Source organism: Marinobacter halodurans, assembly GCF_004327985.1.
In the GTDB taxonomy this organism is placed as follows: domain Bacteria; phylum Pseudomonadota; class Gammaproteobacteria; order Pseudomonadales; family Oleiphilaceae; genus Marinobacter_A; species Marinobacter_A halodurans.
The window spans coordinates 81,147-100,607 of sequence record NZ_SJDL01000006.1 but is presented as its reverse complement, the minus strand read 5'-3'; the positions used below and the strand labels follow the sequence as shown (position 1 = coordinate 100,607).

General features: G+C 63.7%; 21 protein-coding genes. 6 read left to right on the top strand and 15 right to left on the bottom strand.

Annotated elements, in window-relative coordinates:
- Position 1: 1 nt before the first annotated feature.
- The 3 genes from EZI54_RS05525 to EZI54_RS05515 all read right to left on the bottom strand — a co-directional run bounded on the left by EZI54_RS05525 (position 2) and on the right by EZI54_RS05515 (position 2,133).
- On the bottom strand, positions 2-709 hold the full coding sequence (locus EZI54_RS05525) for an ABC transporter ATP-binding protein (RefSeq protein ID WP_131479878.1): 708 nt from the start codon (positions 707-709) through the stop codon (positions 2-4).
- Positions 675-1,088 carry a GFA family protein gene (locus tag EZI54_RS05520; RefSeq protein WP_131479876.1) on the bottom strand — a complete coding sequence of 138 codons (414 nt, stop codon included), beginning with the start codon at positions 1,086-1,088 and terminating at the stop codon, positions 675-677. Before EZI54_RS05520 ends, EZI54_RS05525 begins: the two co-directional genes overlap by 35 nt.
- A 61-nt stretch (positions 1,089-1,149) precedes the next feature.
- Positions 1,150-2,133 (bottom strand): zinc-dependent alcohol dehydrogenase family protein, encoded by a 984-nt coding sequence (locus EZI54_RS05515; protein WP_131479874.1) that lies wholly within the window; start codon positions 2,131-2,133, stop codon positions 1,150-1,152.
- A 365-nt stretch (positions 2,134-2,498) separates the two neighbouring features.
- Between EZI54_RS05515 and dkgB the strand changes: the two genes are divergently transcribed.
- The gene (dkgB, locus tag EZI54_RS05510) at positions 2,499-3,308 is read left to right on the top strand and encodes a 2,5-didehydrogluconate reductase DkgB (protein WP_131479872.1); all 810 of its coding nucleotides are present in this window, start codon (positions 2,499-2,501) and stop codon (positions 3,306-3,308) included.
- Here dkgB and EZI54_RS05505 read toward each other — a convergent pair whose 3' ends face one another.
- The 3 genes from EZI54_RS05505 to EZI54_RS05495 form a co-directional block, all read right to left on the bottom strand.
- Positions 3,309-3,962 carry a hypothetical protein gene (locus EZI54_RS05505; protein WP_131479870.1) on the bottom strand — a complete coding sequence of 218 codons (654 nt, stop codon included), beginning with the start codon at positions 3,960-3,962 and terminating at the stop codon, positions 3,309-3,311.
- 5 nt (positions 3,963-3,967) lie between these two features.
- Positions 3,968-4,879, bottom strand: coding sequence for an aldo/keto reductase (locus tag EZI54_RS05500; RefSeq protein ID WP_131479868.1), 912 nt, complete (start codon positions 4,877-4,879; stop codon positions 3,968-3,970).
- Between the two features lie 79 nt (positions 4,880-4,958).
- Positions 4,959-5,738, bottom strand: coding sequence for a glutathione S-transferase N-terminal domain-containing protein (locus EZI54_RS05495; protein ID WP_131479866.1), 780 nt, complete (start codon positions 5,736-5,738; stop codon positions 4,959-4,961).
- A gap of 352 nt (positions 5,739-6,090) precedes the next feature.
- Between EZI54_RS05495 and dacB the strand changes: the two genes are divergently transcribed.
- A complete protein-coding gene (gene dacB, locus EZI54_RS05490) occupies positions 6,091-7,623 on the top strand; it encodes a D-alanyl-D-alanine carboxypeptidase/D-alanyl-D-alanine endopeptidase (RefSeq protein ID WP_131479864.1) in 1,533 nt (510 codons plus the stop codon).
- A gap of 128 nt (positions 7,624-7,751) precedes the next feature.
- On the opposite strand, the gene EZI54_RS05485 is transcribed toward dacB, so the two are convergent.
- The 5 genes from EZI54_RS05485 to EZI54_RS05465 all read right to left on the bottom strand — a co-directional run bounded on the left by EZI54_RS05485 (position 7,752) and on the right by EZI54_RS05465 (position 12,456).
- A complete protein-coding gene (locus EZI54_RS05485) occupies positions 7,752-8,522 on the bottom strand; it encodes an SDR family oxidoreductase (RefSeq protein ID WP_131479862.1) in 771 nt (256 codons plus the stop codon).
- A gap of 36 nt (positions 8,523-8,558) precedes the next feature.
- Positions 8,559-9,248, bottom strand: a complete 690-nt coding sequence (locus tag EZI54_RS05480) for a histidine phosphatase family protein (protein ID WP_131479860.1) — start codon at positions 9,246-9,248, stop codon at positions 8,559-8,561.
- Positions 9,248-10,312, bottom strand: coding sequence for a phosphotransferase family protein (locus EZI54_RS05475; protein ID WP_131479859.1), 1,065 nt, complete (start codon positions 10,310-10,312; stop codon positions 9,248-9,250). Before EZI54_RS05475 ends, EZI54_RS05480 begins: the two co-directional genes overlap by 1 nt.
- 34 nt (positions 10,313-10,346) lie before the next feature.
- Positions 10,347-11,162 (bottom strand): SDR family oxidoreductase, encoded by an 816-nt coding sequence (locus EZI54_RS05470; protein WP_131479857.1) that lies wholly within the window; start codon positions 11,160-11,162, stop codon positions 10,347-10,349.
- A gap of 85 nt (positions 11,163-11,247) precedes the next feature.
- Positions 11,248-12,456 (bottom strand): acyl-CoA dehydrogenase family protein, encoded by a 1,209-nt coding sequence (locus EZI54_RS05465; protein WP_131479855.1) that lies wholly within the window; start codon positions 12,454-12,456, stop codon positions 11,248-11,250.
- Positions 12,457-12,653: 197 nt separating this feature from the next.
- Here EZI54_RS05465 and EZI54_RS05460 point away from each other — a divergent pair, with 197 nt between their 5' ends.
- Positions 12,654-13,568, top strand: a complete 915-nt coding sequence (locus EZI54_RS05460; protein WP_131479853.1) for a LysR family transcriptional regulator — start codon at positions 12,654-12,656, stop codon at positions 13,566-13,568.
- On the opposite strand, the gene EZI54_RS05455 is transcribed toward EZI54_RS05460, so the two are convergent.
- Both EZI54_RS05455 and EZI54_RS05450 read right to left on the bottom strand, forming a co-directional pair.
- Entirely contained in the window at positions 13,545-13,901 is a 357-nt protein-coding gene (locus EZI54_RS05455; protein ID WP_131479851.1) for a hypothetical protein, read from the bottom strand. The genes EZI54_RS05460 and EZI54_RS05455 overlap by 24 nt on opposite strands.
- A gap of 37 nt (positions 13,902-13,938) precedes the next feature.
- Entirely contained in the window at positions 13,939-14,703 is a 765-nt protein-coding gene (locus EZI54_RS05450) for an EAL domain-containing protein (RefSeq protein ID WP_131479850.1), read from the bottom strand.
- 167 nt (positions 14,704-14,870) lie between these two features.
- Between EZI54_RS05450 and EZI54_RS05445 the strand changes: the two genes are divergently transcribed.
- Positions 14,871-16,025, top strand: a complete 1,155-nt coding sequence (locus tag EZI54_RS05445; protein WP_131479848.1) for an isocitrate/isopropylmalate dehydrogenase family protein — start codon at positions 14,871-14,873, stop codon at positions 16,023-16,025.
- Positions 16,026-16,053: 28 nt separating this feature from the next.
- On the opposite strand, the gene EZI54_RS05440 is transcribed toward EZI54_RS05445, so the two are convergent.
- The gene (locus EZI54_RS05440) at positions 16,054-17,037 is read right to left on the bottom strand and encodes a D-2-hydroxyacid dehydrogenase (RefSeq protein WP_131479846.1); all 984 of its coding nucleotides are present in this window, start codon (positions 17,035-17,037) and stop codon (positions 16,054-16,056) included.
- Positions 17,038-17,344: 307 nt separating this feature from the next.
- On the opposite strand from EZI54_RS05440, the gene EZI54_RS05435 reads away from it, so the two are divergent.
- Together EZI54_RS05435 and EZI54_RS05430 are read left to right on the top strand one after the other, a co-directional pair.
- The gene (locus EZI54_RS05435) at positions 17,345-18,574 is read left to right on the top strand and encodes a pyridoxal phosphate-dependent aminotransferase (protein ID WP_131479844.1); all 1,230 of its coding nucleotides are present in this window, start codon (positions 17,345-17,347) and stop codon (positions 18,572-18,574) included.
- 51 nt (positions 18,575-18,625) lie between these two features.
- The gene (locus EZI54_RS05430) at positions 18,626-18,811 is read left to right on the top strand and encodes a CPXCG motif-containing cysteine-rich protein (RefSeq protein ID WP_123635326.1); all 186 of its coding nucleotides are present in this window, start codon (positions 18,626-18,628) and stop codon (positions 18,809-18,811) included.
- A gap of 2 nt (positions 18,812-18,813) precedes the next feature.
- Here EZI54_RS05430 and EZI54_RS05425 read toward each other — a convergent pair whose 3' ends face one another.
- Positions 18,814-19,404: an HAD family hydrolase gene (locus EZI54_RS05425; RefSeq protein WP_242674346.1), complete on the bottom strand. Its 591-nt coding sequence runs from the start codon at positions 19,402-19,404 to the stop codon at positions 18,814-18,816.
- Positions 19,405-19,461 lie beyond the last annotated feature (57 nt).

Below are 19,461 nucleotides of genomic sequence, written 5' to 3'. Positions count from 1 at the left end.
GTCAGCCTCCCAGGCTCACGGTGTGGTCACAGCGTTTGGCCAGGGCCGGGTCGTGGGTCGCCAGGATCATCGGGCATCCCTGGGCCCGCTGGAACTCGAACAGCACGTCCGCCACGTCGGCGGCGGTATGCCCGTCCAGGCTGCCGGTGGGTTCGTCGGCCAGCAGCAGACGCGGCTGCATGCCAAAGACCATGGCCAGGGCCGCGCGCTGACGCTGGCCACCCGAGACCTGGTCGGGATAACGCGCAGCCAGGGAGCCGATGCCCAGGCGGTCCAGCCAGTCCTTCGCATCCGCGCCGTCCCGGCCGGCAATGTCGGCACGCAGCCGGACGTTCTCCAGCAGCGTCAGGGCCGGCATCAGGTTGGCTTCCTGGAACACGGTGGCAATCGCACAACGCCGCAGTTCACTCCAGCGCGCCGATGCCGCCGCCAGGGACTCGCCAAACAGTGTTATCGACCCGGCCGACCAGCCTTCCAGCCCACTCAGCATGTTGAGCAGCGTGCTCTTGCCCGATCCCGAGCGCCCTACCAGGGCCAGCGACTGCCCCGACGCCAGGGTCAGGCCGAAGTTGTCGAACACGGCGATGTCCTCGCCGCCCGAGCGGAAATGCTTGCGCAGACCGTCGATTTGAACCACCGGGGATTCGGCATGGTCGCCCCGGGGCCTGACGGGGTCAGTGGGGATCGTTGGTGCGCTCGGTTTTTTCATATTGGGGAAGGTCATCGGTGATCGTGTACCAGTCTGCCTTGGAGCCAACGTACACATGGTACGCCGGAGACTGGTTCACCGGACCATCCAGGGTGCCCACCCGCAATCGGAGGATCCCCGGGATAGCATCGACCCGGCTGTAGAGCGGGCTGCCGCACTCGCGGCAAAACGCCCGGTACTTGCCCGGGCGCGACTCGAATTCCTTGACGAGCTCGTCGCCCCGGGTCACGCGAAAGTGGACTTTCTGCACCGGGCTATTGGCGGCGAAAGCGCTGCCCTGCGCCCGCCGGCATTGACTGCAGTGGCACAGGGCGATTGGGCCGAGGCGACCCGCGTATTCATAGTGGATGCCACCGCACAGGCATTGACCGGTCATCATCGAGTTGTCTCCGACTGGGTTGCGCGGTGGCCTGGCGCCCACGGGCGCCCTCCAGGGTGCCTCAGGCCGGCACGACCAGGATCTTCCCGTTGCGCTCCCCGGCCGCGGCGGCCGCCACCGCTTCCTTGATTTGCGAGACATCATACTCGCCTGCAATCTTCGCCTGAAGCTTGCCGGTGGCAATCAGCTTGGTGAGCTGGCCAAAGACCTTCATCTGGTCCTCGCGGGACGCCTGTTCGAACCATTTCGCCAGCCAAAAGCCGCGGGCGGTGATGTTGCGGAACACCAGGTTGCGCGGTGTGAGCTGGCACGGCTCGCCGCTCATCATGCCGTAGTTGACCAGGGTGCCGCCCTCTTGCAGGCAGTCGGCGATGTGGTCCGTGGACGCGCCGCCAACGGCATCGATGGCCAGCTTGATGGCGCCGTCCCCGACGGCTTCCTTCACCCGTTTGTGCAGGTCCGGGCCATCCACCAGCACCACGTCCGCACCCTGGGCGGTAACGCCCTCGACCGCCGATTCCCGGCGCACCACGTTGACAGTCTTCAACCCGCGGATCTTCGCCAGTTGGATCAGGTAGCCGCCGACACCGGAGTTGGCCGCATTCTGGATCACCCAGTCGCCTTCCTGCAGATCGACGAATTCGCTCAGCATCAACAGTGCCGTGGGCGGGTTGATGGTCATCATCGCCATCTGGCGCGGGTCGGCCTCCTTGGGCAGGGCCACCAGTTTGCGGGCGTCGACCACGGCGTGGGAGACCCAGGTGCCGATACCAACCGGCAGCAGCACCGTCTGGCCGACATCCACACCCTGGGCATCGGGCCCCAGGGCCACGACTTCGGCCACACCTTCATTGCCACCCACGGCGGGCAGCGGCGGCAGTATGCCGTACTCGCCGGTCAGGGTCAGCACGTCGGATGGGTTGATCGGTGCTGCCAGGACCTTGACCAATGCCTGGCCGGGTCCCGGCTCGGGAGTGTCCGCTTCCACCGCTTCGATCACATCCTGTGGGACGGGACCGCGATGGTCGTATTTGGCCTGCAACATGGGGGGGGGTCTCCTGTTATTTTGATCGAATCCCCAGGGTAGGCGGCGGCTGGGGCTTTGCACAGGGGCGTATCCGCCAGTTCGGTGGTGAGTCCGGCCAATTGCCCGCAAAAAATATCGACAGCCGCGAAAAAGGACTTGAAGACCGAAGCAATTGGTCCCAACGTAGGAAGTAGTTCAGGAGCATCCGGTCGGCGCCGGGTCGTCATCTGCTCTCTTGCCCATCCGGCACTATCGATCGTGAAGCCGCCCTCCGGAGACTCCCGGGAATAAGGCTGCGCGAAGGCGCGCCATCGCCTTCCGTTTGGTGCGTAGCGCGGTGCGTTACGTCGCCATATTGACCGATTTTGCAGAGGGGAGTTGCCATGGCCCTGGATACCTTGCCGCCCATCGGGATGGGGACCTATCGTCTTACCGGCGATACGGCACGGGACGCCGTTCGCAGTGCCTTGTCACTGGGCTACCGCCACATCGATACGGCCCGGATGTACGACAACGAATCCGAGGTGGGAGACGGCATCACGTCCAGTGGTATCCCGCGCCGCGACATTTTCCTGACCACCAAGATCTGGCACGACAGGCTGCATTACAGCGACCTGATGAACAGCCTCAAGGACAGCCTGCAGCGCCTGAAGACGGACCACGTCGATCTCACGCTGATCCACTGGCCCTCCCCCGGAGATGAGGTGCCGATGGAGGAATACCTCGACGCCCTGCGGGATGCCCAGCGCGAGGGACTGACACGGTTTGTCGGGGTGTCCAACTTTACCAACGCGCAACTGGACAACGCGCGGGTGATCCTCGGCGATACCCCCATTCTGACCAACCAGGTGGAAGTGCATCCGTTCCTGGCCAACCGCAAGGTGGTCAGTCACGTGCAGGAACTGGGGATCAAGGTGACCGGCTACATGCCGCTGGCGGTCGGCCGGGTCATGGACGATGAGACCCTGCAAGGCATCGCCCACCAGCACAACGCGACGCCGGCCCAGATCGCCATTGCCTGGGTCGCGTCCCGTGGCATTGTGCCGATTCCCTCCTCCACCCGACCGGAACACCAGAAATCCAACCTCGAGGCACTGGATATCGAGTTGTCGATCGACGACATCGATGCCATCGACAAACTGGATCGCAACGAACGCATCGCCAACCCCGACATCGCCCCGGACTGGGACTGATCAGGGTCTCCGCCGGGAGCGCCTGCGGCTGCCTGGCCACAGCCCCAGGAGGGCCACACCGAGACCGACCACGGGCGGCAGCAGCGTCGCCCGCAGCTCCAGGGCCCATTGTGTCAGGGCGCTGGTTAACAACCACAGGACAGGCACCACCAGCAACACGCAGCGCGGTTTCCAGGGCACGGCCAGCAGGGCCATCACCGTGAGCAGTACAGTGGCGTCCGGCGTCAGTCCGGGCCATCCCATGGCTTCCGGCGTTCCGGCACTGAGCGCGCTCGCCGTGGAGAGCCCCATCACGGCAACCGCGCCCAGCAGGCCGACACCCAGCGGAATCCGGTTGGGCGTCACGCGCCACGCCAGCAGGGCCAGCAGTACCGCCTGCCCCAGGAACCCCCAGACCGCATAGGTCATGCCCCAGTGAATCGGCTGGTAGTAGCGCTGCAGGAAAAGCAGGGCCGTCAGCACCCAGCCGACCGCCAGCAACGACAGGCCCAGCCGGCGCGCCCGTCCCTGCGGCAGCGACAGCAAGCCGGCCAGTGCGGCCAGCGCCACCGGGAAAACCAGCGGCCAGGGCCAGAGGGCTTCGTTGAAGCGAATGAAAAGACGCAGGTACACCTCGGGGGTGAACATCAGGAAATCGCGCAGCGCGTAATCCATGGAGGCTAACCCAGGTACTCGACCATGCGGCGGCGCAGGACCGGATCCGGCAGTCGACCGTGGAGGGCGCCCATGTTTTCCTGCATGTGCTCCACTTGCGTGGTGGCCGGAATGGCGCAGGTGATATCCGGATGGGAGATGATGAACTTAAGGAAGTATTCGGCCCAGTTCGTGACACCGGCCTCGCCGGCCCACTCAGGCAGCGGCCGGGATTCAAACCGGTCAAAGAGGCGCCCGCCCCGGAAGGGTCGGTTGGCAATCACGGCAATGCCCTTCTCCCGTGCCAGCGGCAGCAGGCGCTGTTCCGCAGTCCGGTCCAGGACGTTGTAGGTGAGCTGGACGAAATCCAGCGACTCGCGCGTCATCAGCCGCTCCAGGTCGTCGTGGCGCCGCCCGTGGGAAGTGGTGACGCCCAGGTAACGGATGCGGCCCTCCGCCTTCATCGCCCGCAGGGTGGGCAGATGACCGTCCACCCCGAGCAGGTTATGGACCTGCAACAGGTCGAACCGATCGATCCCCCAGAGTTCACGGGAATGGGCGGCCTCCTCGCGGGTCGCGTCCCCGTCGCCGGTCCAGATCTTGGTGGCGGCGAAGACGGTGCCCTCACGCTGCAGGCGTTCCAGCAGTCGCCCCATCACGGCTTCCGCCGAACCGTACATGGAGGAAGAGTCCACCAGGGTACCGCCCGCCCGGAAAAAGCGCTCCAGGACCTCGGCACGCTGGTCGAGCAGACGGAGGTCGGAACCGACATTGAACGTCCGCCAGGTCCCCATGCCAATCGCCGGCACGCGTTCTCCCGTGGACGGGATCGGGCGCCGGATAGGTGCGGCTTGGGCTCCCAGTGCGGGCGCCAGGGACAGCAGCACCAGGGCGGTCAGACCACCCAGAAAGCGGCGACGGCTGAACGGAATCGTCATGACGCGTCCTCCTGTTGCCCGGCTGCCTGCGGCCGGCATGCCCGTTACAGGGGATTGTACGTCAGCCATCGCGATCCGGTCATGACGCTTTTGCAGCGTAGTGCCGGTCCAGGTAGCGCAGGATATCCGCCGATTCGAAAAGGCCTTCACCGGTGTTGGGATCTTCGAGGTAAGGCACCTGCACCCGTCGGTGGTGGCTGAAGAACACCTCGCGCTTGCCCCCGGGCAGCGGCGTGTAGGGACCGGGCTTGATGCGCTGGACGGCCGGGCCGATCTCGGTCCAGTGTTCCTTGGCCAGGTTGTGTAGCCGGTAGGGAATCTCCAGCTCACACAGCCGCTCGCGCACGGGGCGCGAATAAGGGCTGCCCTCGAAACTCCACAGCGACAGCGCCTTTTCCGGGCGCCGCGATGCCTTCACCCGGATTCCCCGCAACCCACGCACCGCGCTGGCCAGGCTGCCCAGGGCCGGCTGGTAAGGCCGTGAACGGTAATAAGCGGGAACCGGACGACCGCCGTAAGTCTGGAAAAGATAGGCCACGATATCGGCGGATTCATACATGACGGTACCGGTGTTGTCGTCCACCAGCAGCGGAAACAGCTGCCTTCCGCCCACCTGCTCGGCCTCGGGCCGGAAGCGGCGGCCGCCTTTCGGGCAGGGTCGGATGTCCACATCCAGTTGCAGGGCCGACAGGGCTTCCCGGACCCGGCGACAGAAGGGGCAGCCCTCCATGTCGTAGAGCACCAGGGGCAAGGCCGGCTGCTCCGCCTGGCGGACCACCATACAGCCGCGCCAGGCGGTCAGGGTGGAGGTCAGCGCCGACCCGAGAATGTCGAGATGAAATGTCAATGGATTCCCCATGAGTCCGATCCTTTGTCGTCTGTGCATCGGCCGACGCCGCGCAGGCATCGCCGATTGCCATGAATAATCGCAATTTCAACACATTACCCGGGCCCTGCCGTTGGCTGGATTGCCTGAACGCTCCAGCCGGCCCTGCCGCAACCTTTACAACTCACAACAATTTCGAGCCAAAAGATGCATTTACTGGCCAGAATTAACGTTATGTATAAAAATCAGTCATAGGCGAAACCAGGCCATCTGGGCTATTTTATAAGGCGAGTCTGGGAAAAGCCGCGACAATAACCGGCCTCCCGCAGTGTCTCCCAAACGCTTTGTGCTGATACTCGACGCTACACCACAAGGGTGAACAAACATGCCAGCCACAACCGCTTTCCAACGGAAACGTGGTCGGGTCCGCCCCCTGTCCCTTGCTTTGACACTGCTTGCCGGTCTGTCTGCGGGTTCTGCCCTGGCCGACGGTCCCCGACTGTCGCCGTGGTCCGAGAACATCGTGGACGCCACGGTACGGGCCATGGATACCGAACAGGCCATCAGCGTGGCCGCCGTGCCGCTCAACGGTCCGGGTCTGCCGCAATACATCAATGCCGATGCGCCCATGAGTCCGGGCTCGATCATGAAGCTGGTCACCACCTTCGGCGCGCTGGAGATCCTCGGCCCCACCTACCGCTGGGAAACCCGGTTCTCCACCGATGGCCAACTGGTCGGCCATACGCTGCAGGGCAACCTCTATGTGACGCTTTCCGGCGATCCGCACCTGGGACTCGAGCGGCTGTGGTCCGCGTTTTCCGAGTTGCGCGGCATGGGCATCGACACCATCGACGGCGACCTGGTGCTGGACGGCACGGTGTTCAACCTGCCCAACGGCCTGCCGACATTCGATGACAACGGCGACAACGACCATGCGCCGTTCCTGGTGCAACCCTCGCCCTACCTGACCAACTTCAACCTGATGCATTTCCAGGTCCGGTCCGACGAGCGGGGCACCACCGCCTGGACGACTCCGGCCCTGAATGCGGTCATCATCGACAACGACGTGAAAATGCTGCCGGCCGGCCGCTGTCCGTCGCACCATCACTTCGACTGGACCCCGACGTACCACGACGACGGCACGGTCACGGTTCATGTGACCGGCCGTCTGCCACAGGGCTGCCGGACCACCAAATACATGTCGCTGCTGCCGGCGGCCGACTACACCGCCGCCACCATCCGCACCGTGTGGTCGCAGATGGGCGGGCTGATGACCGGCCGCTGGCGCACGGGCGAAACCCCGGACGATACCCGCCTGCTGATGACGTCCGACTCGCCGGACCTGGTCACCACGGTCCGCGACATCAACAAGTGGAGCAACAACGTCATGGCCCGCCAGTTGCTGTTGGCCATTGGCGCGGAAAACCGGTTGCCGACGGATGATGACGACCGCGAGGCGGGGATCCGGAAAATCAAGTCCTGGCTCTCCGGCAAGGGCGTGGATACGGACGGTCTGGTGATCGACAACGGTTCCGGTCTGTCCCGGGACAGCCGTATCAGCGCCCGCCAGGGTGCGCAGATCCTGCAGGCGGCCTGGAAGAGCCCCTATGCCGCCGACCTGATGTCCTCGATGCCGCTGATTGCGATGGACGGTACCATGCATCGCCGGCTGCGCAACACCGGTATGGCCGGTCTGGGCCGGATCAAGACGGGCTATCTGGAAAACGTGCGGTCGATCGCCGGTTTCACGCGGGACACCAACGACACCACCTGGGCGGTGGTCGGCCTGGTGAATCATGCGCCGGCCTGGAACGGGCAGGCGCTGCTGGACAAGGTGCTCTACTCGCTCTATCTGCAACCGCCGGTGGGCACGGCCTTTTCCAAGGCCCAGATGGATTCGTCGACCGAGGTTCGCTGAGGCGAACCTCGGTTTCCTGAACGGATCGGTATGAAACTCGTGCAGGGAAGCAAATGGATACCCTTGCCTTCGCTTCCCGATCAAATCACGAGTTAACGCTACCTTCGAAACAGGTCATCCGGTCCACCTCAAACCGTCAGGTATCCCCCATCCACATTGATCGCCGTCCCCGTAGTGTAAGTGGACGCATCGGACACCAGATACAGCACGGTGCCCGCCATTTCGTCCGGATTGGCCATGCGGTTCATGGGGATGTGCATCAGCGCCTGCTTCCTGATGGCGTCGTTGGTGGTCAGGGCGCTGGCAAACCTGGTGTCGGTCAGCCCCGGCAGCAGCGCGTTGACGCGGATATTCTGCTGCCCCAGTTCCTTGGCATAGGCCTTGGTCATGGAGATGACCGCCGCCTTGGTGATGGAGTAGATGCCCTGGAAATGCCCGGGGGCCACGCCATTGACCGACGCCACGTTGACAATGGCGCCGCCGCCCTGCTCTTTCATCAGTTTGGCCGCCTCGGCACACATGAAGAAGTAACCGCGGATATTTACGTCGACGGTTTTCTGGAAGGCCGCCAGCTCGGTGGTCTCGATCGGGCCGAAATGCGGGTTGGTGGCGGCGTTGTTCACCAGGATATCCAGCTTGCCGTAGGTCTCGCGGATGTGGGCCCAGAGGCCTTCGATCTGCTCCATTTCGCCGATGTGGCAGGCGTAGGCCTCGGCCTTGCCGCCGTTGTCGCGGATGCTGCCGGCCACGGCCTCGCAGCCTTCCAGCTTGCGGCTGCTGACGATCACGTGGGCGCCGTTGTCCGCCAGCAAGCGGGCGATGCTTTCGCCGATGCCACGGCTGGCACCGGTGACCAGGGCAATTTTGCCGGACAGGTCAAACAGGTTGTTCTGACTCATGGGATCTCCCGTTAAAGACTGAAAAAGCCGCCGCGTTCAGCGGAACGTCACCAGTTCCGGAGCGGCGTCTTCGAGATGGGCGTAGTTGTTGAAGACGGCCAGGTTGCGGCGCCGGCCGGAGAACAGGATGCGGGTGACGCTGGTGTTGGTGATGACTTCGTTCAGGGCCAGGGCACGGCGGTCATCCAGGCCCAGCAGCGACTGGACGGCCACGGAAATCGGCCCGCCGGAACTGGCGACCAGCACATCGCCGCCACCCGCGTTGGCGATGGCGTCGTCCAGTGCCGCCAGCACCCGGGTCTGGAAATCCGCCCAGCTTTCCGCGTACTCCGATGCATAATCTCCACTGACCCAGCGCTGGACGGCCTCGACAAACGCCAGTTGGAAGGCCCTGGCCGGTTTGGGATGCTGTGCCAGGTCGCGGGCCATCACCTCACGGTCGGCCCACTCCGGTTTGAAGGCGTGCACCACGGCTTCGTGGTCGAACTCGTTGAATCCGGCGTTCATCTGCAGGTCCGGCAATGCCTGACCGTAACCCTCGGTGATTGCCGCCACGGTTTCCTGGTGGCGTTGCAGATCGCCGCTGAACACCGCCGTGGGTGTCACCTTGTCCGCCAGCCAGCGCCCCAGCACGCGGCCCTGCTCCCAGCCCGTGTCGGACAGCTGGTCGTAGTTCGCCTTGCCGAAGCTGGCCTGGCCGTGACGGATCAGGTAGAGCGTCGCCATTACAGGTCACTCGCTTCGATCCGCCGCAGGCAGCGCTTCTCCAGATAGTTGGCCGCTTGGCCGAACATGGCAAAGCGCTTGTCCTGGGTCTGGCCGTGGTAGAAGCGGTAGTAGATCTGCTGGATGATCACCGCCAGCCGGAACAGGCCATAGATTTCGTAGAAGTCGAAACGCTCGGCCCGGTAGCCCGAACGGTCCATGTAGTACTCGACCACTTCGTCGCGGGTCAGCATGCCCGGACGGTGGGTGGGCTGGCGTCGCAGGATCTGGAATGGCTGCTCGTCGTCCGCCTGGATCCAGTAGGCCAGGCTGTTGCCCAGGTCCATCAGCGGATCGCCGATGGTGGCCATTTCCCAGTCCAGGACGCCGGTGACTTCGAACGGGTTGTCCGGGTTCAAGACCACGTTGTCGAAGCGGAAATCATTGTGGATGACGCATTGGGCGATGTCGTCCGGCATCTTGTCGTCGAGCCAGCCCATGACCGCCTCGAAGTCGCCTATGTCTTCGGTGCGCGCCTTGCGGAAACGGTTGCTCCAGCCACCGATCTGGCGCTGCACGTAGCCGGGGCCCTTGCCCAGCCTGTCCAGTCCGGTCGCCACCGGATCGACGGTATGGAGATCCACCAGTTTGTCGATCACGTTCAGGCACAGGCGCCGGGTGTCCTCCGGCGACAGGTCGAAACCCTCCGGGAAATCCTGGCGCAGGATGATGCCCCTGAAGCGCTCCATCACGTAAAAATCGCAACCCAGCACGTCATGGTCTTCGCAGATCGCGATGATCTCCGGGACATAGGGATAGACCGGTTTGAGGGCCTTCATGACCCGGGCTTCCCGCAGCATGTCGTGGGCCGATTTGGCGATGTGCCCAAACGGCGGGCGACGCAGTACGAACGAGCGGTCGCCGTAATCCACCTGGTAGGTCAGGTTGGAGGCCCCGCCCGGGTACTGGCGGATGTCGGGCTGGCCGTCCAGTTCCGGCAACGCCTGCTTCATGAAACGGTCCACCGCCGCCGCATCGAGTTCTTCGCCTGCGCGGATGTCGACCGCCTGGTCAATCTGTGTCATGTGATTCACGTCCTCCCCAACGCGGAAGTGTCTGTTATGCGGCACCGCCGAACTTGCGCATCCAGCGTTTGCTTTCCTGGTGCATCAGCCAGTCGAACGCCCAGGGCGCGTGGCGCTTGATCATCCACAGGCGGCGCTCCTTCACGTGGGGCAGCACCCAGAAATCACCGTTGGACTCGGCCCGGTAAATGTCTTCCGCCACATCGTCCGCGGTAATGCCGGAACGCTTCATCAGCTTCTTGACGTTGTCGTCCATGCCCGCCTTTTCCGAGCGCATGGAGTCGGTCAGGTTGGTTGGGAAGAAGGCCGGGCACACGCAGCTCACGCGGATGCCGTCGTCACGAAGTTCCATGCTCAACGTTTCGGACAGCGCGATCACGCCAGCCTTGGAGACGTTGTAGCTGCTCATCAGCGGCGCCAGCATCAGGCCCGCCATGGACGCGATGTTGATGAAGGTTCCCTGCTGCTGCTTCTTGAACAGCGGCGTGAAGGCCTTGCAGCCACGCACCACGCCCATGATGTTGATGTCCAGGATCCACTCCCAGTCGGTCAGCGTCGTCCCCTCGATACTGCCGCTGGATGCCACCCCGGCGTTGTTGACCACAATGTCCACGCCGCCCCACTGCGTTTCCAACTGGTCCCGCACCTGGTCCAGGTCGGCAATACGGCGTACGTCGCAGGTCACGAACAGGCCTTCGCCCCCCGCCTGTCGGATCTCTTCCTCAACCACAGCGCCCTGCTCGGGATTGATATCGCCGATACAGACGCGGGCGCCTTCGCGGGCGTAACGCAGGGCGATGGCGCGCCCCAGACCGCTGGCTCCGCCGGTGATAAAAACGCGTTTTGTCATGCTGGTGTCCTGTTGTTGTGCTGAAGCGCTGAAAGGCCCCGTACCACGATTATGGCCGGGGCTTCTTGTGGATCCGGATCAGGCTTCAGGCGTATTTCTTGAGTTCCAGTTTGGCCACCGTACCACGGTGTACTTCATCCGGCCCGTCCGCCAGACGCAGCACCCGGGCATAGGCAAACAGCTGGGTCAGCGGGAAATCGTCGTCGCTGACACCGGCGCCGCCGTGGATCTGGATGGCGTTGTCGACGATGGTCTGCAGCATCTGCGGGATCACCGCCTTGATCATGGCGACTTCGCTCAGCGCGCCCATGATGCCTTTGGTATCCAGCAGCCACGCACATTTGAGCGTCAGCAACCGGGCCTGCTCGATCGACATGCGGGCGTTGGCAATGATGTCCGGGTTGCCGCCGAGCCTGGCCAGCGGCTTGCCAAAGGCTTCCCGGCTCATGGCCCGTTTGATCAGCAACTCCAGGGTGCGTTCCGCGGCACCGATGGCCCGCATGCAATGATGCACCCGGCCCGGCCCCAGTCGGCCCTGGGCGATCTCGAACCCGCGGCCCGGTCCGGCAATGATGGCGCTCTTGGGCAGGCGCACGTTGTCGAAGCTGACTTCACCGTGGCCGTAGGGCTCGTCGTAGGACCCAAACACCGGCAGCATGCGCTCGACTTTGACGCCCGGCGTGTTCTTCGGTACCAGGACCATGGAGTGCTGGCGATGCTTGGGCGCTTCCGGATCGCTCAGCCCCATAAAGATGATCATCTCGCACTTAGGATGACCGATGCCGGTGCTCCACCACTTGCGACCGTTGAGGACCACCTCGTCCCCTTCCACAACCGCCGTTGCCGACATGTTGGTGGCATCGGACGACGCCACGGCCGGCTCGGTCATACAGAAGGCGGAGCGGATCTCGCCGCTGAGCAGGCGCGGCAGCCACTGTGCTTTCTGCTCCTCGGACCCGTAGTGGATCAGCACTTCCATGTTGCCGGTATCCGGCGCGTTGCAGTTGAAGATCTCCGGGGCGATAAAACTTTTACCGGTCTCTTCGGCAATCAGGGCATAGTCAGAGTTGAGCAGGCCACAGCCGTGCTCCTCGTCCGGGAAGAACAGATTCCACAGGCCCTGCTCGCGGGCCTTGGCTTTCAGCTCGGCAATGACCGGCAGTTCCACCCAGCGGTTGTCGAGCCTGGCCATCTCGGCGTGGTAATCCGCCTCGATAGGCTGGATCTCATCGCGGATGAACGCCTTGACGCGGTTCAGGTAGTCCTGGCCTTTCTCTGAAGGGGTAAAGTCCATAGCGATCACTCCCGGGCGACACGTGACAATCGAAAGAAGGCCATCCAGAAGGCCTCCCGGAACGACCGGCCCCCATCGGGGTCCCACCGTTCCTCTCAAGCGTAGCCGCAGTCTACTTTTGGAACACCGAATTAGACCACTGAATTATTCTTATCATTTAATATAAACTGCATTTATATCTTTTTACCGTCCGGGACATTGCAATGAACCGCCTCGACCTGAACCTGCTCCACGTGTTCGACACCATCTTCCGGGAAGGCAGCCTGACCCGTGCCGCCCGCGCGCTGCACCTGACCCAGCCGGCGGTGAGCCACTCGCTGTCGCGCCTGCGGGATCATTTCAACGATCCGCTGTTCACCCGCCAGGGCAACCAGATGGTGCCCACGCCACTGGCCCGGCGCTTTGCCGAAACCATGCGGCCGGGGCTGACCCAGATCCAGAGCGCGGTGAACCAGTTCCACGCCTTCGACCCGGCGCGCCAGCACAAGACGTTTTCCCTGGGACTGCGGGACATCCTGGAATCTACCTTCCTGCCCCAACTGATGAAGAACCTGACAAGCTATCCGGAAATCGAGGTGGTCAGCCAGCGTATCGCCCGCCGGGAAATGGAGACGCAACTGGCCTCGGGCAAACTGGATTTCGCGGTGGACGTGCTGCTGCCGGTGAGTAACCAGACGTCCCACGAGCTGCTGCGCAAGGACCAACTGGTGGTGATCGCCGGGGAGCACCATCCGGGCATTGAAAACGGGCTGACGATGGAACAGTACCTGGCCGCCCGCCATGTGCTGGTGTCGTCACGCACCGAAGGCCCGGGTATCGAGGACTTCGAGCTCTCGCGCCAGGGTGTCCATCGTCGCATCGCCCTGCGCTGCCAGCACTACTACGCCGCCTGCCGGGTGGCCGAGAATACCGATCTGCTGGTGACCATGCCGGAGACCTATGCCCGCATGATCGAACAGCAGGCCAAGGTCCGGGTACTGCCCCTGCCGACCGACATGCCGGCGCTCAATGTACACCTTTACTGGCACACGGCCTACGAGAAGGAGCCCTCGCTGCTGTGGTTCCGCGAGCAACTGCACCGGGTGGCGTCAAACCGCCCCGACCGACCATAGCAGCACGAACAGGCCACCAGCTGCCAGCACCAGGCTCACGGCCACGACCAGCAACCCCCAGCCAACAGCGGCAGCGTCGGACACCGCCACCCCATGCGCCCGTGCCGTCCGGTAAAAGGCCCAGGGGCCCAGCACAAAGGCTCCGAATACGGCGAAGACCAGCCCGACCGCCACGCCCGCGAAGGTCCAGGTGGCCAGCACGGTGCTGCGATCGGCCAGTTCGGCCTCGACGCCGTGACGACGCAGGAAATGCCGGGACAACAGCCAGATCAGACCATAGAGCGCGGCCACCAGGACGAGGCCAACCAGCACGACAACGGCGCGATAGATCATGTGAAACAGAACCTTACTGTGGGGAAGCGAACCCAGGTTAGTCCGGGAAGTGAGGCTCCGGCAAACTTTCGAAGCCGGGGCGGGCAAACAGGTAGCCCTGGAACAGGTCGATACCGAGTGTCCGCAGCCACCGATACTCGGCTTCGGTTTCCACACCCTCGGCGATGACTCGCCCACCCAGTCGCTGCATCATGGTGACGACGCCGGCGACCACGGCCTGTTTATTGGGTTCGCGGTCGATGTTGCGAATCAGGCCCATGTCCAGCTTGAGAAGGTCGGGCGGGCTGGCAATCAGCAGATCGTAGCGGGGATAACCGGCCCCGAAGTCATCCAGCGCCGTCTGGAAGCCCATATCCTGATAGGTGCGGATGATGTCGGCCAGGTGATCCGGCGAGGACAGGGATTCGTTTTCGACCACCTCAAAGATAATCTGGCGCGTATCGAACCGGTAGGTCTTCGCCGCCGCCAGGGTGGTGCGGATACAGTACTCGGCCTGGTACACCGCATTGGGCATGAAGTTGATACTCAGCCGCGCCTGCATCTCCAGCCGCGAGGCCAGCTTGACGGCCTTCACCCGGCAAATCTGGTCGAAGGCATAGCGGTTGCGTTCGTTCACCCGGGCCAGGACGTCGCCGGCGCCTTCGCCGGAGGCGCCACGCACCAGCGCCTCATAGGCATAGACGGATCGATTGCTGACATCAACGATGGGCTGGAACGCAAAACTGATCTCGAAATCGAGCCCTTCGCCACAGGCGCACTGCCCGCAATGGGATTCGTCAAAGAGTACTGCTGGCTGATTCACTGGCCGCTCCGTTCACCGATTATCCTATTTTTACCTGCTACAGACTCTAGCACGCCCGGGGTTGATTGCGAGGGATGGCATCATAGACCGGTAACGCTACACTGAGGGCATTCAGTGCGGGCCAACAGCCCATCGATTCCCCGTCACGTCATCAGAAGGGAGCCCCTATGACAGCCACCAAGCGGATCGCGGTTACACCCGGAGACGGCATCGGGCCGGAGGTCGTCGAACAGGCCGTACGCTGCCTCGATGTCCTGCGCGAGCGTTACGATCTCGACCTGGAGTGGGAAACCTTCGACTGGCCGTCGCATCGCTGGCACCAGGCGCATGGCGACGTCATGCCGGCCAACGCCCTGGAGCAGCTCCGTGACTTCGACGCGATCCTGCTGGGCGCCCTGGGGGACCCCGGCCCGATAACGGATCCGAACCGTTACCTGCTGCCGGACAGCATCTCCCTGGCGCCGTTGCTGCAGATGCGCAAGGGCTTCGACCAATGGGTCTGCGAGCGGCCCGCCCGCCTGCTGCCGGGCGCCCGCCAGTACCTGGCTGACGAACGGGCGCGGGATGTGGACATGCTGGTCATCCGGGAAAACAGCGAAGGCGAATACGTGGCCCAGGGCGGTCGGCTGCGACCCGGCAGTGAGGACGAGGTCGCCACCCAGATGGAAGTGTTCACCCGACGCGCCACGAACCGGATCATCCGTCACGGCTTCGAGCAGGCCCGATCACGCGCCCGGGCGCGCCAGGAATCCGGCCAGACGCGGCAGTTCAAGACACTCGACGGGCGCACTTGCGAGAGCCAGGTCTGCATCATCACCAAGCGCAATGCCCTGCGTTACTGGGGCGACATGTATACCGAAGCCTTCGCAGAGATCGCCACGGAATATCCGGACGTCGCCACCCATCACGAGCTGGTCGATGCCGCCTGCATGAAGTTCGTACAGTGTCCCTGGGCGTTCGACGTGGTGGTGGCGAGCAACCTGCAGGGAGACATCCTGACGGACCTGGCGGCGGTGTTGTCCGGCGGCATGGGCGTGGCACCCTCCTGCAACCTGAACCCGGATGACCGCTCCATGCCGTCGATGTTCGAACCGACCCACGGCAGCGCACCGGATATTGCCGGGCAGGGCCTGGCCGATCCCACCGCCATGCTGTTTACCACCGCACGGATGCTGACCTGGCTGGCCGAGGAGACCGGCCCGATGCAGGAAGCGGCCGAGGCCCTTCACGATGCGGTGGCCGCCGACCTCGCCGAGCACAGCGGCCGGCGGCGCAAGACCCGGGAGATCGGCGATGCGGTGATCACCCGCCTGGGCCAGTGATCCTGTTCGGGTTGATGGGTTGCACCGCCTATTTCGCGGCGTAACCCAGTTTCTTGTCGACGATGTTGAAAAGGCTCTCGCCCGCCTTCCAGCGATCGAAATTGTCGACGAACTGGTCGGTCAGGGCGCCCTTCCAGCCGATGAAGTCGCCCGCCATGTGCGCGGTGATCAGCACATCCTCACGATCCCAGAGCGGGTGTTTCTCAGGCAGGGGTTCCTCCTCGAACACGTCCAGCCCGGCGCCGGCAATCTCGCCGGCTTCGAGCGCGGCGACCAGGTCGTCGGTCCGGACGATCGGGCCCCGGCCGATGTTGATGAAGCGTGCTGTCGATTTCATGGCCTGGAACGCCTTCCGGTCGAACAGGCCCTCGGTCTGCGGAGTCAGTGGCGCGGCCACCACCACAAAATCCGCCTGCCCGAGCTGCTCCATCAGGTCATCGTTCCCGTGTACGGCCTCGAAATCCGGATCGCTGTCGCGTGCGGAGCGGGCCGTGCCATGGACCTTCAGTCCGACGCCGCTGCACAGGCGCGCAATCTGGCGGCCGATGGAGCCGGCCCCCACCACCAGGACCCGTTGCCCCTGGACCCTTTCAGTTTCCCGGTGCTGCCATTGATGCGCCTGTTGCAGGCGGATTGAATTCGGGAAATCCTTGCAATACATCAGGATGGTACAGAGCACGTACTCGGCAATGGAACGGTCGAAAATGCCCTGCGCGTTGGTGACAGTCACGTCGCTGTCGATGAGAGCCTGGAACATCAGCGCATCGACACCGGCACTGGTGGCGTGGATCCATTCCAGGCTATCGGCCGCCGGCCAGGCGGCTTCCAGCGCCTCGGTCCGGAAATCCGTCACCATCATCACGCCGGCCCCCGGCAGCGACTCACGCAGGCTTGCCTCATCCGAGGCGAAACGCACCTCGGCCCGTTCACGGACCGCGTCCATACCGGGCGGTTCCTTCTCTCCGGGAGCGGTCAGGACTGTCACGATCGGTTTATCGGCTTGAGATGTCATGGGCGGCCTCGTCGTTGGTTTGGCATTCCTTTGGAAACACTGCGGACTCCCTGAGTGTGTCGGTGCTCTTTGCCCCGGTCAACCTGACAGGGCATTACGCAGGAATACTCATACCCAGGGTCTTGCCCCCCCTTCGTATAAAAACTAATCTGCCTAGGTAAGGGAGCCACTGATTGACTCCCAAGCCTTCGTCAAGGCGTCTCTCACGAGCCGGGTCACCGGCGTGACGCCGTTTCGGCAAAAGCAGGCCTGATCCACGGATCCGGGCTTTATTGTCCATCTTTTCCTACTCTGCCAGGAGATGCTTATGGCCGATGGAGCAAAGCTCAATAAAGCCAGCGACACCGCACCGCGCAAGATGAAGTACCGCAAGACCAAGGCCCGTTGGCATCCGTCGATGCAGGCCATTCCCGTGCCGGGCATCCGCCGCATGGTGAACATGGCGGCAAGCATGAAGGACGTGATCCACCTGTCGATCGGCCAGCCCGACCTGCCCACGCCGAAGCACGTGGTGGACGCCTACATCGATGCCCTCAACGCTGGCCAGACCGGCTATACCATGGACGCCGGCCTGCCTGAGCTTCTGGTGGCTCTACGCGACTACTATGGCAAGCGCTACGACCGTAAGCTGACCCGCGACAACATCCTGGTGACCTCCGGCGCGACCGAGGCGATGTACCTGGCCCTGTCCGCAACCGCAGCGCCGGGCCGGCAGTTCATCGTGACCGATCCCTCGTTCCTGCTCTACGCCCCGTTGATCCGCATGAACGGCGGCGAGGTGAAATTCATCCAGACCCACATCGAGAACAACCACCAGCTCGATCCCGACGAGGTGATCGCAGCCATGGGGTCGCGCACCTTTGCGGTGGTCCTGAACTCCCCCAACAACCCGACCGGGGCGGTGTACCCCCGCAGCACCATCGAAACCATCGTGGAAGAATGCGCCTACCGGGGCATCCAGATTTTCAGTGACGAGGTCTACGACCACCTGATCCTGGACGACCAGGAATACGCCAGCGTGCTGCGCTGCAGCGTCGACCTGGACAACATCATGTGCATCAGCAGCTTCTCGAAGACCTACAGCATGGCGGGCCTGCGGGTGGGCTGGATCATTTCCAGCCAGGCCACGATCAAGTCGCTGCGGCGCTATCACATGTTCACCACCTCGGTCGCCAACACGCCATCCCAGTTCGCCGGTGTGGCCGCACTGACCGGTGACCAGCAATGCATCCGGGACATGGTGTCGATCTATCGGGAGCGGCGCGACCGGGTCGTGGACCTGGTGGCCCAGACCCCGCACATGACCGGCTACCATCCGGGCGGCGCCTTCTTCATCTTCCCGGACCTGCCCAAGCATGTGGACGGGTCGGATCTGGCCCTGCGAATGCTGAAGGAAACCGGTGTGTGCGTGGTGCCCGGCGATGCGTTCGGGGAGAACACCGCCAACGCCCTTCGCATCAGCTTCTCGGCGCCGCTGGAAACGATCGAAGAGGCCTTCGACCGGATGATTCCGTGGATGGCCAAGCAGCAATTCTGATTCAAACTGGAGCAAGCCGGCCCGGCGAACGGGCCGGCCTCACCAAACGTGATACTTGAACCCGCCCACATCCAGTGCCCCTATTGCTGGGAAACCCTGGAAGTCAGCGTCGACCCGTCCGTGCCGGAGCAGGACTACGTGGAGGACTGCCAGGTCTGCTGCCAGCCCATCCTGATTCACGTGCGTTTTGGTGAAGACGGCGAATTGAGCATCGACGCCGAAGCCGAAAACGACTGACCTCAATCGCTCCAGGCCCGACGCAGATCGTCGAAGTGCTCGATGACGTAATCGGCGCGGTCGACGTACGCCGCATTCCGCGCATTGCGGTACAGGCCGCCGGCCATACCGGCCCGAAGGGCGGTGGTCAGGTCATCGATAAAATCGCCGATGTAGGTCATGCGATTCGGAGCAACGCCAAAGGTGTCGGCAATCTGTAGCAGGCCGGCGGGATCCGGCTTGGGAGGCGCATCGTCACGGGTCAGGACCAGATCGATGCCCAGGGAAAGCGCCGCATCGGTCGCCGCCACCGCCTCACGGCTGTTGCGGGTCAGCACGGCGACCGGGACAGACCGCTGGTGGAGATGCCGCACCAGGGCCTCGGCACCCGGCATCCAGCTTGCGCCTTCGGCTCCGGCCATTTCGAACCGATGAATAATCGCATGGGCCCGGGCGGCCTCCGCCTCCGACAAGGTGGCCATGTGCTCCAACAGGCCGACCCCTTCGGGGAATCCCAGCTCCCGGCGGATCGCCCGGAAATCGAGCCCGGAATCCACCAGTGTGCCATCGAGATCAAATACCACGGCGTCGTAGCGCGCCACTGTCGTCGTCATGGTTGTGCCCATTGCTCCGGCTTGTGTCGACTCCCGGCATCCGGCAGGATAAAAGTC